This is a genomic window from Polaromonas sp., from assembly GCF_049790275.1.
Taxonomy (GTDB): domain Bacteria; phylum Pseudomonadota; class Gammaproteobacteria; order Burkholderiales; family Burkholderiaceae_C; genus Polaromonas.
Genome location: NZ_JBAQYR010000062.1, coordinates 1 through 15230, shown reverse-complemented (window position 1 = coordinate 15230; position 15230 = coordinate 1). Strand labels below are relative to the sequence as shown.

Genomic DNA, 15230 nt, shown 5'->3' with positions numbered 1-15230 from the left:
GCTCCCTGCCCCCCGGGGGGGCCGCTGCGCCTGCGGGCCGGCGAAGCCGGACCCGCGGCCCCTGCTTGGAAAGACCTTCCCCATGATCGTTCGCTTCGCGTAGCTCCCTGCCCTCCCGAGGGGCCGCTGCGCCTGCGGGCCGGCGAAGCCGGACCCGCGGCCCCTGCTTGGGAAGACCTGCCCCCACGGTTGCGGTAGTTCTTTCGCCCTGCGCTTATCAGTCAAATTAGTAGCGAGCCCTTGCGTGACAGGCGCCAACAGCTACTCAATTTATAGCGCTTCGAGGAGGTGCCGGACAATCGCCTGCGCATACAGGCTGGCCACATCCTTGACGAACACCGGGAAATCCACATGCGCCGTGTCGTCGGCGCGGTCTGAAATCGTGCGCACGGCGGCAAACGGCAGGCCGTAGTCAAAACACACTTGTGCCACCGCCGCACCCTCCATTTCCACAGCCAGCGCCTCGTGGCCGCCCTGCTTCAAGGCTGTGCGCAGATTTCGGGACTCCTGCATGCCTGAAACAAAGCGGTCCCCGCTGGCCATCAGGCCATGATGCAGCAGGGTCGTCGCGGGCAGCGCGAGACTTTGCAGGCCGGCGCGGCTGGCCTTCAGCAGCAGCGCCGTCAGCGTCTTGTCGCAGGGGAAACACGCCTGACCGTACAGCGGTACCTCGTAGCGCGGAAAAATCGGCGAGGCGTCCAGGTCGTGCTGCACAAATTCTGTGGCCACCACCACATCGCCCACTTGAACCCCGCCACCCAGTCCACCGGCCACCCCTGTGAAGACAATCCGTCCCACATTGAAGCGCTCGATGAGCGCGGTGCTGGTCGTGGCTGCCGCCACCTTGCCGATGCGTGAAAGTGCCAGGACCACGGGCTGGCCATACAGCTGGCCCTGCCAGAAGTCACGTCCAGCGTGCCTGGTTTTCCGGGGTTGCTGCAGTTGTTCGAGCAGCCCCTGCTGCTCTTCGGCCAGGGCGCTGAGAATAGCGGTAATCGTCATGGCTGGGAGTTTGCCCGAAATGACACGGGTCCATAAAAAAAAGGCGGCCGAAGCCGCCTTTGCCTGAAAAAGGCCTGCGCCTTACTTCTTGTCCCGCAGTTCGCGGCGCAAGATCTTGCCGACCGGGGTTTTCGGCAGTTCGGTGCGGAACTCGATCACCTTGGGCTGCTTGTAGCCGGTCAGGTTGGTCTTGCAGAACTCGCGCACCTGGGCTTCGGTGAGGTCAGGGTTCCTCTTGACGATGACCAGCTTGACGGCCTCGCCCGATTTGTCGTCCACCACCCCGACGCAGGCGCATTCCATCACGCCTTCCATGCCGGAGACCACGTCTTCCACCTCGTTCGGGTAGACGTTGAAGCCGCTGACGAGAATCATGTCCTTCTTGCGGTCCACGATCTTGAAAAAACCACGCTCGTCGACGACGCCGATGTCGCCGGACTTGAAGTAGCCGTCCGGGGTCATGACTTTGGCAGTCTCGTCAGGGCGCTGCCAGTAGCCGGCCATCACCTGCGGACCCTTGATGGCGATCTCGCCGGGCTGACCCGGTGGCACTTCGTTGCCATCATCGTCGAGCAGCTTGAACCAGGTCCCGGGAATCGGCACACCGATGGTGCCGGTGAAGGCCTTGCTGTTGGTCGGGTTGCAGCTGGCCGACGGCGAAGTCTCGGACAGGCCATAACCCTCACAGATCGGGCAGCCCGTTTTTTCCAGCCAGAGCTTGGCGACAGCGCTCTGCACCGCCATGCCGCCTCCCAGAGAGATTTTCAGGTGAGACCAGTCCACGGTATTGAAGTCGGGGTGGTTGGCCAGGCCGTTGAACAGCGTGTTGACGGCCGGAAAGCTGTGCACCTTGTGTTTGGACAGCTCCTTGAGCACGGCCGGCAGGTCGCGCGGATTCGGGATCAGGATGTTCTTGCCGCCGGTGCGCATGCCCAGCATCATGTTCACCGTGAACGCGAAAATGTGATATAGCGGCAACGCGCAGACATAGGTGGGCTGGGCGCCGGACGTCATGCTGGACATGGCCGGGCCGTTCCAGGCTTCGGACTGCAGCACGTTGGCGATCACGTTGCGATGCAGCAGCACGGCGCCCTTGGAGACGCCGGTGGTACCGCCGGTGTACTGCAGGACAGCCACATCGTCGGGCTTGATATCAGGCCGCTTGAGCGTGCCGCGTGTGCCCTGGGCCACCGCCTCATTGAAGCGCACGGCTGAAGGCAGGTTGAAGGGCGGCACCATCTTCTTGACGTTGCGCACCACGTAGTTGACCAGGGCTCCCTTGAGCATGCCCAGCTGGTCGCCCATGGCGGTGAGCACCACATGCTTGACCGGTGTGTTGGCAATGCACTGCTCCAGCGTGTTGGCGAAGTTCTCGATGATGACGATGGCCTTGGCACCGGAGTCCTTGAGTTGATGCTCCAGTTCCCGCGGGGTGTACAGCGGGTTGACATTCACCACGACATAACCGGCACGCAAAATGGCTGCGACCGTAACCGGGTACTGCGGCACATTGGGCATCATGATGGCGACACGGTCGCCCTTGCCCAGGCCCAGCCCCTGCAGGTAGGCGGCGAAAGCCTGCGACAGGCTGTCCGTCTGCCCGAAGGTGATGTCCTTGCCCATGAAGCTGTAAGCCACGGCAGCAGCATTTTTGGCGAAGCTCTCTTCCATCAGTGCGACCAGCGAGGCGTACTGCGACGCGTCGATGTCGGCTGGCACGCCCGGGGGGTAGGCGCTCAGCCAGGGACGGTCGAGGGTGGATGCATTCATGTTTGTCTTCTCCAGATGACGATTGAACAACTGCCACGGATTTTCGTGGCGCACCCTCTGCGGGGCTATTGCGTTTTCCCCTAGGAAACCGGGAAATCGGAAGGGGGAGTCCCCTAATTCATGTTTTCCGGCAACCCGAAAGTGTTATCCCCGGCAGGTCACTCAATGGCCTTGCCCATGTCCTCGATCACTTTTTTGGCATCGCCGAAGACCATCATGGTCTTGTCCATGTAGAAGAGCTCGTTGTCCAGCCCGGCGTAACCGGCCGCCATCGAACGTTTGTTGACGATCACGGTCTTGGCCTTGTAGGCTTCCAGAATCGGCATGCCGTAGATGGCGCTGCCCTTGACGTGCGCGGCGGGGTTCACCACATCATTGGCGCCCAGGATGATGGCCACGTCGGCCTGGCCGAACTCGGCATTGATGTCTTCCATCTCGAACACCTGGTCGTAAGGCACTTCGGCCTCGGCCAGCAGCACGTTCATGTGGCCGGGCATGCGGCCCGCCACCGGGTGGATCGCGTACTTGACATTGACACCGCGGTCGGTGAGTTTTTGCGCGAGTTCCTTGACCGAATGCTGGGCACGCGCCACCGCCAGGCCGTAGCCCGGCACGATGATCACGGTTTCGGCATTGCCCAGGATAAAAGCCGCGTCGTCGGCCGAGCCCGACTTGACCGGGCGTTGCTCTTTGGCACCGGCCGCTACCGCGCCGGCTTCGCCGCCGAAACCGCCCAGGATCACGTTGAAGAAAGAGCGGTTCATCGCCTTGCACATGATGTAGGACAGGATGGCGCCGGAAGAACCCACCAGCGAGCCGGCCACGATCAGCATGGCGTTGTTCAGCGAAAAGCCGATGCCGGCCGCGGCCCAGCCCGAATAGCTGTTGAGCATGGACACCACCACCGGCATGTCGGCCCCACCGATCGGGATGATGATCAGCACGCCCAGCACAAAGGACAGCGCGAGCATCGCAAAAAAAGCCGTCCAGTTGCCGGTGAACATGAACACCAGGCCCAGTGCCAGCGTTGCAATGCCCAGCACCAGATTGAGCATGTGCTGGCCGGAAAACGTGACCGGCGCGCCCTGGAACAGGCGGAACTTGTACTTGCCGCTGAGCTTGCCGAAAGCAATCACCGAGCCGCTGAAGGTGATGGCACCGATGGCCGCACCCAGAAAAAGCTCCAGCCGGTTGCCGGCCGGGATGGCGGCTGTCGGCAGGCCTGCGGCCACGATGCCGAAGGCGTCCGGCTCGGCCATGGCCGCCACGGCAATAAAGACCGCCGCCAGGCCAATCATGCTGTGCATGAAAGCCACCAACTCGGGCATCTTGGTCATCTCGACACGTTTGGCCATCAGCGTACCAACCGCGCCACCCACCACCAATGCCGCCAGCACGTAGACCATGCCAACGGCCTTGCCGCCCGAGATCTCCACAATCAGCGCGCCGGTGGTGACCACCGCAATCGCCATGCCGACCATGCCGAACAAATTGCCGCGGATCGACGTGGTGGGATGCGACAGGCCCTTGAGCGCCTGGATGAAACAAACCGAAGCCACCAGGTACAGCAGCGTGACAAGATTCATGCTCATTTGGCGGCTCCCGAACCTGCTGCATCAGCGGCAGCTGTCTTCTTTTCCTTCTTGCGGAACATCTCCAGCATCCGGCGCGTGACCAGGAAACCACCGAACACGTTGACCGCAGCCAGCGCGACAGCCAGCACACCCATGGTTTTGCCCAGCGGCGTGACGGTCAGTGCGGCAGCTAGCATGGCGCCGACGATGACAATCGCCGAAATGGCATTGGTCACCGCCATCAGCGGCGTGTGCAGGGCCGGTGTGACGGTCCACACCACGTGGTAACCCACGTAAATGGCCAGCACAAAGATGATGAGGTTGATGATGGTGGGTGACACGGCATCCATGGTCTTCTGCTCCTGATGGGACGGCGCTGCCGCCGGCTCCTGATGTTGGTTTTTCTTTGAAATCCGCGGGCTATTTGCGTTTGACTTCGCCACCCTGCGCCATCAGGCAGGCTGCCACGATGTCGTCTTCCAGGTCGATGTTCAGCGCACCTTCCTTGCTGATGATCAGCTTGAGGAAGTCCAGCAGGTTGCGTGCATACAGCGCGCTGGCATCGGCTGCCACCAGCGCCGGCACATTGGTCTCGCCGATCAGCGTGACGCCGTGTTTGACCACGGTTTTGCCGGCTTCGATCAGGGGGCAGTTGCCGCCCTGCGGTGCCGCCAGGTCCACAATCACGCTGCCGGGTTTCATGGCCTTGACCATGTCCTCGGTCACCAGCACCGGGGCCGGGCGACCCGGGATCAGCGCGGTGGTGATCACCACGTCGGCCTGGGCCACGCGTTTGGCAACTTCGGCCTTTTGCCGTTCCAGCCAGCTCGCCGGCATCGGTTTGGCGTAGCCACCCACACCAACAGCGGCTTCGCGTTCCTCGTCGGTCTCGTAGGCCACGTCGATGAACTTGCCGCCCAGCGACTCGACCTGCTCCTTGACACTGGGGCGCACGTCGCTGGCTTCAATCACCGCACCCAGGCGCTTGGCCGTGGCAATGGCCTGCAAGCCGGCCACACCGACACCCAGAATCACCACCCGGGCCGCCTTGACGGTGCCGGCGGCGGTCATCAGCATCGGAAAAAAGCGCTGGTATCTGTCAGCCGCCATCATCACGGCCTTGTAGCCAGCAATGTTGGCCTGCGAGGACAACACGTCCATGCTTTGCGCGCGGCTGGTGCGCGGCGCGGCTTCCAGCGCAAACGCCGTCAACTGGGCTGCGGCCAGGCGCTGCAGGCCGGTGGCATCAAAGGGATTGAGCATGCCGACCAGCACCGTCCCGGCTTTGGCCAGGCCGATTTCGCTGTCCAGCGGGCAGCGCACCTTGAGCACGATGTCGCTGGCATAGGCGCCGGCCGCATCGGTGATCTCGGCGCCCACGGCCACGTAGGCGTCATCAGGGACGCTGGCGGCCACGCCTGCACCCGACTGGATGCACACGGTATGGCCCTGGGCCTTGAGTTTTTTGGCCGTCTCGGGCGTGACGGCAACGCGTGTTTCCCCCGCCGTGATTTCGGCCGGTACCCCGATTCGCATGGGTGTCTCCTCGTTGCGTGTAAGTAGTTCTACGTGAATTGAAGCTGTCGGCTAGCTTACATGACTTTCATGTGATTTTTGCCCTGCGGTAACAAGCCGGGTACAGCCAGGCCGCCCGCGCGCTGCGCCCCACGATAATGCGGCCATGAATACAAGATGGAAACCCAGTGTCACGGTCGCGGCCATCATCGAGCGCGAGGGCAAGTTCCTGCTGGTGGAAGAGCACACGCAGGACGGCCTGCGCCTGAACAACCCGGCCGGCCACCTCGACCCGGGGGAAAGCCCCTTCCAGGCTTGCGTCCGCGAAACGCTGGAAGAAACCGCCTTCCATTTCAAGCCCGGGGCGCTGGTCGGCATCTACATGTCACGCTTCGAGCGGCCGGTGCCCGGCCAGGAATTGCCGCTGGACATCACTTACCTGCGCTTTGCCTTTTGCGGCACGCTGGGAGAGCATGTGGCCGGGCAGGCGCTGGACGAAGGCATTGTGCGCACCTTGTGGCTCAGCCCCGAAGAGATCCGGGCTTGCGCGCACTTGCATCGCAGCCCTTTGTTGCTGACCTGCCTGGAGGACTACCTGGCAGGCAGGCGCTTCCCGCTGGATCTGGTGACTACGGATGCCAGCGTGCACGAACCGCTAAAGCGGCGGTAGAAAGTATTGCCGGTTTGAGGTGAACAGACGCGTGCACAGGCCTCAGTAAAGAATCCGTTGCGCCACAGGCGGCGGCGTCCACTGGTACAGCCAGGTTTCCGTCAATGACTGGCCATCGACCTGCAGATGCATGCGCAGGTTGATGGGGGCCGTGCTGTCGCCATCGGGGCGCACGTCGAACATGGCACGCCATCCCTTGATGGCGTCCAGCGGCCGGGCCGATGTCAATTCAATCGTGCCGCGCGAGGCGGTGACCACGGCTTTGACCTGAGCCCCGGGGTTCAGTAACGAAAAGTCGCCGCCTGCAAAATCGACGGCAAAACGCCATGTGTAGGCCGTGCGCTTTTTCCCGACCACGCCGCCGAGGCCGGTACGTGTGGCCACGCAGTGTGCCAGCGGCATCCGCGCGGCTGGCGTCCGAGCACCCCAGTGCAGCCGGTAGGAAAACAGCAACTCCTGCCCGGCCTGCGGCTTGTCCCTGGGGTTCCAGAAGGCCACGATGTTGTCAAAAGTTTCGTCCACGGTCGGGATTTCCACCAGCTGCACCGCGCCCGCGCCCCAGCCCGCCCTGGGCTCGACCCACAGGCTCGGGCGTTTTTCATAAAACACGCCGTCGTCCTGGTAGTGGTCAAAGTTCCGATCGCGCTGCATCAGGCCAAAACCGCGCGGGTTGTCGTCCTGGAAGGCGTTGAACTGCAGTTGCGCCGGGTTGGTCAATGGGCGCCACAGCCATTCGCCCGTGCCGCTGTACATGGCCAGGCCGTCGGTGTCGTGGATTTCACCGCGCCAGTCCCAACCCATGCGTTTGTCGTTTTCACCGGTCTGGAACATGCTGGTGCACGGCGCGATGCCCAGGCGGTCAATGGTTTTACGCGGGTACAGCGCCACGTCCAGGTCCATGATCTGCGTGTCGCCCGGCGTGATCACAAAGCGGTAGGCGCCGCTGACACTCGGCGAGTCCAGCAGGGCGTACACGGTCAGTGAAGCGGCTTTCGGGTCCGGCTTTTCAAGCCAGTAGCCGATGAAATCCGGAAACTCTTCGGGGAAAGTTTGCGCCGTGTCGATGGCCAGGCCCCGTGCCGACTGGCCATACTGCCATTCGCCACCTACCGCGCGAAAGTAGCTCGCACCGAGGAACGCAGCCACGTCACGCACCGGATCGGTGTGGAAATTCAGCCGGAAGCCGGCAAAACCGAGATTGGCGGGGAGCTTGTCGCCCCGCACGCCGCTTTTCCCGTAATCAAACATGGCCGGGTCATAGGCCAGTTCTTGTGCCTGGCCGTTGCTCACTTCGTGCATGCGCACCGGCGTCTTGAAGTACAGGCCGATATGGAAGAACTTCGCCACGAAGCGCAGCTTGTCATCGCCCCACAAGGCGTGGTCGTCCCGAAAGCGAATGGCCTGGTGCTGGTCCCAGGTCAAATCCGAAATATCGGCCGGCAATGCCAACGACCGGGGCCGGTAGGGTCTGGCCGACAGCTCGCGTGCCTGGCCCTTGAGCCCCGCGTAGTCGAAGGCTTGGGCCTTGCCCACGGGTTTGAGGCCCGCGGCTTGGGCCAGTGACGAAAGCCATGGCAGCCCGGCGGCCATGCCGGCAGCCGTGACGGCCTGGCCGGTGCGGGAAAGGAATTGACGTCGTTGCAAAGTGGCAGCTCCTGCAAGAAGGGGGCATTCCATTGTGCGGGAAACGTCCGCGATGGCGCAGTGCAGCCATCGACAATAGTCCGAATGGCTCTGCAAACCCGGTGGTTTGCCCCTGACGAGCACCTGCCTCCCGGCCGCCGGTCGCATGGCCAGCAGGGCCGTAAGGCCCGAAGCAGGCGGTAATGCATTCGTTTTTTTACAATGGGGCCATGGGCAACAAGCAAATCAACACACACAGCCACGACAGCAAGCGGCAACGGATCGTCGTCGGTCTGAGCGGCGGGGTGGACTCCGCCGTCACCGCCTGGCTGCTCAAACAGCAGGGCCATGAGGTCGTCGGCATCTTCATGAAAAACTGGGAAGATGACGACGACAGCGAGTTCTGTTCGTCCAACATCGACTTTGTGGACGCCGCCGCGGTGGCCGACGTGATCGGCATCGAAATCGAGCACGTCAACTTCGCGGCCGACTACAAGGACCGCGTCTTTGCCGAGTTCCTGCGCGAATACCAGGCCGGCCGCACGCCGAACCCCGACATCCTGTGCAACGCGGAAATCAAGTTCAAGGCCTTTCTCGACCATGCGATTCGCCTGGGCGCGGAAAAAATCGCCACCGGCCACTATGCGCGCGTGCGGAAAAACGAAGCCACCGGCCTGCATGAGCTGCTCAAGGGCCTGGATCCGGCGAAAGACCAGAGCTACTTTCTGCACCGGCTGACCCAGGCGCAGCTCTCCAGAACCCTGTTCCCGGTCGGCGAGCTGAAGAAGACCGAGGTGCGGCGCATTGCGGACGAGATCGGCCTGCCGAATGCGAAGAAAAAGGACTCGACCGGCATCTGCTTCATCGGCGAACGGCCATTCCGCGAGTTTTTGAACCGCTACATCGCCAAGGCGCCAGGGCCGATCAAAAACGACAAGGGCCGGGTGCTGGGCGAACACGTGGGACTGAGCTTTTACACGCTGGGCCAGCGCCAGGGCCTGGGCATTGGCGGGGTCAAGGCGCGGGGGGCAGAACTCAAGGCGGTGCAGGCGCTCGGGCAGCGCGGCGTGGGCGAGCACGAGCCCTGGTTTGTCGCGCGCAAGGACATGGACAGCAACACCCTGTGGGTGGTGCAGGGCCATGACCATCCCTGGCTGTTGTCCACGCAGGTGCAGGTGCAGGACTGCAGCTGGGTGGCCGGCGCACCGCCCGTGCCGGGGGCCATGGCGGCCAAAACCCGCTACCGCCAGGCCGATGCGGCCTGTGAACTGACGGCCCCGTCGCCAACCGGCGCCGAACTGCGCTTCGACGAGCCGCAGTGGGCGGTCACGCCGGGTCAGTCGGCCGTGCTTTACCAGGGCGAGGTCTGCCTGGGTGGCGGCGTGATCGCGGCCAGCAATGTGCAGTACCTGCCGCACTGAGTGAGTTGCCCGCTTTTTACAAGAGAAATCAGCCTCCAGCCCTTTGTGGACGGGCGCAAACGGCTCCTGTTTTTATAGCGACCCGCACCCGCTCAGGTGATCCGGATTTCCACCGCGGTCCGGCCGGGACGGCTTTCAATGGCAATGGACACGCCAATCGCGGTAGCGCGCTCGCGCATCGCCAGCAGACCCTTGCGCGGCGGCGCGGCAGCGTCAAAGCCGCGGCCGTTGTCCACCACACGCAGGCAGACACCGGAGCCGGCCATTTCCGCCTCGATCGCCAGGGTGGTTGCATGTGAATGCTGCAGCACGTTGGACAGGGCCTCGAACACCATGAACTGCAGTTGCCGCATGGCGTTGGCGTCCATGCGGGCCACCGGCTCCAGGCTGCCCACCACCCATTGCAGCTCGATGTCCGAGGCCGCAAAACGCGGCTCCAGCCGGTAACGCAAGTTGGCCAGCAGGGAGCTGATGTCGCCCGGCAGCAGGTGCATGGCGTCGATGGACAGCTTGAGCTGGTCCAGCGTGTAGCGCAGCGTCTGCAACACGTCCTCGCTGCTGGCCTTGCCCGACTGCAACTGCCGGATCGCGGCACTCAGGTGGGCGCCTACACCGTCATGCATGTCACGCAGGATGCGGGTGCGCTCGCTGACCCGCTCCTGCTCGCGCGCCAGCTGCTCGACCTTCTGGTAGGTCTGCCCCAGCTCCTGCTCCTTCTGCGCGATACGGCTGGACAGATTGGTCATCAGGTCGGTGGCCTGGACACTCACCGCCCGGAAGCGCCGGATCACGATGTAACCCAGAACGAGCCCGAACAGCACCGAGCTGTAGCGGATCCAGGTGTTGTCTATATAACTGCCGCTGACGCGTATGGCAACCCAGTCGCGCACGCCCATCAGCACGTTCAGTGTGCCCGCGATGGCGACCATCAGCCACTCCGTGCCGGGATGGCGGATGGCACCCCAGAGATAAACCGCCGCATAAACGATGAACAGCACATTGACCATTCCCAGCCAGGCCGTCAGGTACACCGGCTCGCGCAGGGCAAATGACAGGGTGGACACCACGATGGCGCTTGCAAAAAGCAGGCTCAGGCCGCCGCGCACCCAGGGCATGCTGGCGTGCTTGTGCCAGCCCGCCACGTGGTGGCAGAACAGCGCAATGCAGCAAAACCATCCGGCAAAGGCTGCCGTCACCACCACGCCCCAGACAGGCCAGGCCAGCAGGGGCTGCTCGATCGCAACATCCCCGACGCGCAGGGCCCAGAAGATTTCGGCCAGCCCGGCAAACAGGTAGACCCGGTCGCGCCGATTGCCCTGGACCGGGTCGGGCTGCGAAACCCAGAGGGCCATCGCAATCCCGCCGACCAGCAGGCTGAAAATCATCACGCCCATGGACGCGGACACGCGCCAGTTGAAAGACGAGACATACAGGGGCCGCACCTCGCTTTCAGTGCCGATCACCAGCGCCGACAGGCCGCCGCGCCGGCCGCCATCGGCATGCACATGGATACGAAGCAGGTTGTCCTGGCGCAGCAGCCGGGCCGGAATGGAGACATACTGCGGCCCCTTGGCATAGTCGCCGGTGTTGGGCTGGCGCGGATCGCCAAAACGCGCCACCAGCGCGCCGTTCAGCCAGACTTCAGCGGTGTTGCCGATGCGCTGGAAATACACGCCATACGGCTCTTCCTTCACCGCGGCCACCGGGAACGGTATCTCGAAGGTGATGTCGCCCGCCTGCCCCCTATGGTGGCGATCCCAGTGGTAAGGCAGGGCCACCCTGTCCGCGGTCGTCACGTCCTGTACGGTCACCACGGCGCTGGCCTCGTGCAGCTCCAGCAGCCCGGCCTGGGCCATGCCGCACCACAGCAGGCAGGACAGCGCCCAACACCGGAGGCTGCAGCGCATCATGCGGTCCAGGCCACCGTGGCTTACCGCGGCGTCACCGACGATGACGGCGGCTGCAGCAAACCCAGCCGGGTCGCCTCGTACACCGCCTCGCTCTTGGAGTGAACGGCCAGCTTGGTGTACAGGTTCTTGATGTGCGACTGGATGGTGTGCACGCTCACACCCTTAAGCTTGGAAATTTCCGCATAGGAAAATCCGCGCGCAATCAGCTCCAGCACTTCCTGCTCACGGGCCGACAGCAGCGTACGGCCACCCGGCATGTCTTCCGCGCTGCTAGCCACGGCCTCGGGTTTGGGAAGCGTGGCCTCCCGTTCGCCGGCATGCAGGGCACGGTATTTGGCCAGCACCCGGCGCGCAATCATGGGCGAGATCGGCGAGGCGCCGGCCTTCATCTCCAGGATGGTGTGCGCGATGTTGTCGGGGGTGAAGTCTTTCTGGATATAACCGAGCGCGCCGGCCTCCACGCTCGACAACACGCTGTCTTCATCGCCGAACATCGAAATCACCAGCGCCTCGCATTGGGGCTGCACGCGCCCGGCCAGCCGGATCAGGTCCAGCCCGTTGCCGTCGGGCAGGGCCAGGTCGGTCAGCAGGATGTCGATCGCCTGAGACGTGTCTTCGATCAGCGCCCGGGCCTCCTCGAAGGTGCCGACACCGGCAACCAGGCGCAACTCCGCGCAGCGGGACACGCTGTCCGCAAAAAAGTCCCGCGTGGGAACGTCGTCTTCAACAATCAATACGCGCCATAAGGGCATGGATAAAGTCTTTGGCAGTGGCTGCAGGCAGCCCGATGATAAGTGCGGCTGCATGGAATGCAGGCGCGGCAAGGCGGCCTGGGAGGCCAAGTGCCACTTTTAACGCTAGCCCGGCCTGGCGCAATCCCCCATTTATGGGGCGGGCCAGGGTCTGGATCCAGCCAAAGCGCGGGACTTGACGGCTTTTCCGGCCTTCAGCCCTTTGTGGGCGAGCGTCAACAGCTACCATTTCAATAGCAAAGGCGGTCGGTGAGGCCAGCCCCTGTTACAGCACCGTTTCAATATAGGTGTAGATGTAGTTGGAGCCGCCGTTGACATTGCCCAGCAGGCGCGAGGCGCCGAATATCCCGGAGCGGTGCGACACGCCGAAGCCGAGGTAGGTGTCCTTCAGCGCGCGCGAACCCAGCAGGTCGCCCACGCTGAAGTCGATGCTCGGGTCCAGGTAGTTCAGCAGCCGCGAGGTCTGGCGTCCGCGCGCCGCCTGGCTGCTGGACTCGTCGTAAGGCACACGCTGCGCCAGCGAGACGCCCACGCCAAGGCCGAGCCGGGTCTTGACCTTGTCGCTCCAGGGAAAGCCGTAGTAATAAGCCTTCATGAAAGCATCCAGCTGCAGCCCGTTGGCCGCCAGCCCGCGGTCGTCGTGCTGCAGCACACCGAGGTAACCCACGATGTCCAGCGGCCAGCCGTTGAGCTGCTCGATGAAGGGCTTGCCGATCTGCACGCCGGCGATACGCGTCGAATTCACCTTGGCCGTCGAAGCGCAGGTCAGCGTGATGATCTTGGCCAGGTGACAGCCGTCTTCCGTTGATTTGCCGTAGAGGACCTTCACGTAGGTCGGCGACGTTTCCTGCGCCCACTGCCCCTTGTAGGTACCGAAGTCGTAAGCGGCGCCGATGAACACCCCGGTCTGCGCCGACCTTCCGATGATCGGGCTGGCCTTGACTCTGCCGTCCAGCATGGTCCGGGTGATGCCGCCGAGCAGGCGCCAGCCCTCGCTCAGTTCATAGACCCCGTACAGGCCCAGCGTGGTGTTGATACCGCCGCCGGGCTCGTAGGCTGGCCGCGTGGCCGTCGCTTCGCCGGGCCGCACACCGTAGTAATAGTTGTTCAGCCTGGCGTCACGCGCCGACACCGTCAGGCTGGGGCGCAACACCAGCCGGCCGGAGCGCCAGTCGTAGCTGTAAGACAAGCGCACTTCGCTGCCCCTTGAAAATCTGCTGACATCCTGCAGGTACTCGGCCTGCAGCGTGCCCCAGGGCTGGCGGAAGCGGTAAGACACGCCAGCATCCAGGCCGGAGCCGCGCTCGGCCATGCCGGCCAGGCTGGGAGGAAGGCGGTCGTCGGCATAACCTTCGAAGCGCTGGTCAAGAAAAAGATCGACGCGCTGCGTTTCTTCATCGAACAGCTTCAGCCCGGCGCGGCTGCCGTGCAGGAACACGCGTTTGCCTTCGTAGAGGTAAAGCGGCAGCAGGTCATACCGCGTGCCGCCGCCCGCATAGGGCGACTGTTCGGCGCGCACGGCAAAACCCAGGCCCGCACTACCGGGGGTGCCGAGCAGGTCGCTGAGAGGATCGGTACTGGCATGGGCCGCCGGTACCAGCAGGCAACCCGCCGCCAGCAGGACGGCTACCAAGCGAGCGCGCAAGGAAGGCAGGCACAGGCCTGTCTGGAAGGAGTCGGGGTTGGGCTTCATCTCGGCACTCTCGCGGTTGGCAGGTTGTGATGCTAGCCAACAAACAGCCGCCAAAACATCAGGAATTCGCAAACGCGGCAAACGCCTACAGCGTGCCAAGGCCGCAGTTGACAAAAGCGTTGCCAAAACCCCGCGCCGCGCCGACCGCACGAGCCCGGCCGCGAGGACAGCGTCTCCTGGTCGGGGCCCAAGTGCGGAAAACAAGTCCTTATAACGCCAGGCGTCTTTCCTCACACGCCCGGTCACACGTACACTGCCTATCTTCGGGTCTCCACTTACTCAAAAGGAGCCTGTCATGCCGAAATTTGTCATCGAACGCGAGATCCCCGGGCTGGGCGCGCTCAAAGCTGCTGAACTCCAGTCCGTCTCGCAGAAATCGTGCGACGTGCTGCAAAGCCTGGGCACCGATGTCCAATGGGTTCAAAGCTACCTCACGGGCGACAAGATGTATTGCATCTACAACGCCACCAGCGAAGAGCTGGTCCGGGAGCATGCACGCAAGGGCGGTTTTCCTGCCAATGCGATCTCCCGGGTCACGGGGATCATCGATCCCACGACAGCTGAAGCCTGAGACGATGCCATGAATGTGCGAGCCCTGGCCGGTGAGCGAACTTCGGGGCTGGCCATTCATCTTCTCGGCACACCGCGGGTGGAGCGCGGCGGTCAGGCCTTGCCGGCACCGCGCGGCCACAAGGTGTGGGGCCTGCTGGCCTACCTGATCTGCAATAACGCTCCCGTGAGCCGCAAGCATCTGGCCGGGCTGATGTTCGAGGATGCGCAAGACCCGCTGGCTGCATTGCGCTGGAACCTGAGCGAGTTGCGGCGGCTGGTCGGCGACACCGGGCTGCGGGGCGACCTGCTGGTACTTGAACTCGAGCCGGCGACCTGGGTCGACGTCAGGGTCGTGGCGCTGGGCGCCTGGGCGCAGGCGCTGGGTGTCCCGGGGCTGGACCACGAACTACTGGAGGGAATGAACTTCCCGGCCAGCCCGGCCTTCGAGGTCTGGCTTGCCACGGAACGGCGCCACCTCCAGGGTACGGCTGAAGCCGTCCTTCACGAAGCCTCCCTGGCCCGCATGGCCACCGGTGCGATGGCCGAAGCGACAAAGCTGGCCGGCCGCCTCGTGCGCCGGAATCCCCTCGACGAGAACTACCAGGCCTTGCTGGTACGCAGTCTGGCGGCCTCGGGCGATGGCATTGGCGCAGCCAGGCAGGCTGCAGCATGCCGCGAACTTTTCCGCCGGGAGCTGGGCGTGACGCCGGGCGAAACGCTCGATGCCGCCATGCGCACGGTCACCGCC

Annotated in this window: 13 protein-coding genes; 4 read left to right on the top strand and 9 right to left on the bottom strand. The window is 63.8% G+C overall.

Annotated elements, in window-relative coordinates; all coding sequences use genetic code 11:
* Positions 1-270: 270 nt before the first annotated feature.
* From WA904_RS08935 to WA904_RS08915, 5 genes are all read right to left on the bottom strand, one after another.
* A complete protein-coding gene (locus tag WA904_RS08935; protein WP_425196773.1) occupies positions 271-1002 on the bottom strand; it encodes a 5'-methylthioadenosine/adenosylhomocysteine nucleosidase in 732 nt (243 codons plus the stop codon).
* A gap of 81 nt (positions 1003-1083) precedes the next feature.
* Positions 1084-2772, bottom strand: a complete 1689-nt coding sequence (locus tag WA904_RS08930) for a long-chain-fatty-acid--CoA ligase (protein ID WP_425196772.1) — start codon at positions 2770-2772, stop codon at positions 1084-1086.
* Positions 2773-2930: 158 nt separating this feature from the next.
* On the bottom strand, positions 2931-4364 hold the full coding sequence (locus WA904_RS08925; protein WP_425196771.1) for an NAD(P)(+) transhydrogenase (Re/Si-specific) subunit beta: 1434 nt from the start codon (positions 4362-4364) through the stop codon (positions 2931-2933).
* The gene (locus tag WA904_RS08920; protein ID WP_425196770.1) at positions 4361-4696 is read right to left on the bottom strand and encodes an NAD(P) transhydrogenase subunit alpha; all 336 of its coding nucleotides are present in this window, start codon (positions 4694-4696) and stop codon (positions 4361-4363) included. The genes WA904_RS08925 and WA904_RS08920 overlap by 4 nt, the downstream gene beginning before the upstream one ends.
* Before the next feature lie 70 nt (positions 4697-4766).
* Entirely contained in the window at positions 4767-5882 is a 1116-nt protein-coding gene (locus WA904_RS08915; RefSeq protein ID WP_425196769.1) for a Re/Si-specific NAD(P)(+) transhydrogenase subunit alpha, read from the bottom strand.
* 145 nt (positions 5883-6027) lie between these two features.
* Between WA904_RS08915 and WA904_RS08910 the strand changes: the two genes are divergently transcribed.
* The gene (locus WA904_RS08910; protein WP_425196768.1) at positions 6028-6531 is read left to right on the top strand and encodes an NUDIX hydrolase; all 504 of its coding nucleotides are present in this window, start codon (positions 6028-6030) and stop codon (positions 6529-6531) included.
* Between the two features lie 42 nt (positions 6532-6573).
* Here the strand turns inward: WA904_RS08910 and WA904_RS08905 are convergent, their stop codons facing one another.
* Complete coding sequence (locus tag WA904_RS08905) at positions 6574-8175, bottom strand: glucan biosynthesis protein (protein WP_425196767.1); 1602 nt, start codon at positions 8173-8175, stop codon at positions 6574-6576.
* A gap of 209 nt (positions 8176-8384) precedes the next feature.
* Between WA904_RS08905 and mnmA the strand changes: the two genes are divergently transcribed.
* On the top strand, positions 8385-9575 hold the full coding sequence (gene mnmA / locus WA904_RS08900; RefSeq protein WP_425196766.1) for a tRNA 2-thiouridine(34) synthase MnmA: 1191 nt from the start codon (positions 8385-8387) through the stop codon (positions 9573-9575).
* A gap of 92 nt (positions 9576-9667) precedes the next feature.
* Here the strand turns inward: mnmA and WA904_RS08895 are convergent, their stop codons facing one another.
* From WA904_RS08895 to WA904_RS08885, 3 genes are all read right to left on the bottom strand, one after another.
* Positions 9668-11482: a sensor histidine kinase gene (locus tag WA904_RS08895; protein ID WP_425196765.1), complete on the bottom strand. Its 1815-nt coding sequence runs from the start codon at positions 11480-11482 to the stop codon at positions 9668-9670.
* A 23-nt stretch (positions 11483-11505) separates the two neighbouring features.
* Positions 11506-12237, bottom strand: a complete 732-nt coding sequence (locus WA904_RS08890) for a response regulator (RefSeq protein ID WP_425196764.1) — start codon at positions 12235-12237, stop codon at positions 11506-11508.
* A 265-nt stretch (positions 12238-12502) separates the two neighbouring features.
* Positions 12503-13930 (bottom strand): MipA/OmpV family protein, encoded by a 1428-nt coding sequence (locus WA904_RS08885; protein WP_425196763.1) that lies wholly within the window; start codon positions 13928-13930, stop codon positions 12503-12505.
* Positions 13931-14225: 295 nt separating this feature from the next.
* Between WA904_RS08885 and WA904_RS08880 the strand changes: the two genes are divergently transcribed.
* Complete coding sequence (locus tag WA904_RS08880; RefSeq protein WP_425196762.1) at positions 14226-14501, top strand: DUF4242 domain-containing protein; 276 nt, start codon at positions 14226-14228, stop codon at positions 14499-14501.
* 9 nt (positions 14502-14510) lie between these two features.
* Positions 14511-15230, top strand: a 720-nt coding sequence (locus tag WA904_RS08875; protein ID WP_425196761.1) for an AfsR/SARP family transcriptional regulator, incomplete at its 3' end; no start/stop codon positions are given.

Bases quoted from the DNA above. Each gene is read 5' to 3' on its own strand.
- WA904_RS08935 (WP_425196773.1), bottom strand. From the start codon at position 1,002: ATGACGATTACCGCTATTCTCAGCGCCCTGGCCGAAGAGCAGCAGGGG.
- WA904_RS08930 (WP_425196772.1), bottom strand. From the start codon at position 2,772: ATGAATGCATCCACCCTCGACCGTCCCTGGCTGAGCGCCTACCCCCCG.
- WA904_RS08925 (WP_425196771.1), bottom strand. From the start codon at position 4,364: ATGAGCATGAATCTTGTCACGCTGCTGTACCTGGTGGCTTCGGTTTGT.
- WA904_RS08920 (WP_425196770.1), bottom strand. From the start codon at position 4,696: ATGGATGCCGTGTCACCCACCATCATCAACCTCATCATCTTTGTGCTG.
- WA904_RS08915 (WP_425196769.1), bottom strand. From the start codon at position 5,882: ATGCGAATCGGGGTACCGGCCGAAATCACGGCGGGGGAAACACGCGTT.
- WA904_RS08910 (WP_425196768.1), top strand. From the start codon at position 6,028: ATGAATACAAGATGGAAACCCAGTGTCACGGTCGCGGCCATCATCGAG.
- mnmA (WP_425196766.1), top strand. From the start codon at position 8,385: ATGGGCAACAAGCAAATCAACACACACAGCCACGACAGCAAGCGGCAA.
- WA904_RS08895 (WP_425196765.1), bottom strand. From the start codon at position 11,482: ATGCGCTGCAGCCTCCGGTGTTGGGCGCTGTCCTGCCTGCTGTGGTGC.
- WA904_RS08890 (WP_425196764.1), bottom strand. From the start codon at position 12,237: ATGCCCTTATGGCGCGTATTGATTGTTGAAGACGACGTTCCCACGCGG.
- WA904_RS08885 (WP_425196763.1), bottom strand. From the start codon at position 13,930: ATGAAGCCCAACCCCGACTCCTTCCAGACAGGCCTGTGCCTGCCTTCC.
- WA904_RS08880 (WP_425196762.1), top strand. From the start codon at position 14,226: ATGCCGAAATTTGTCATCGAACGCGAGATCCCCGGGCTGGGCGCGCTC.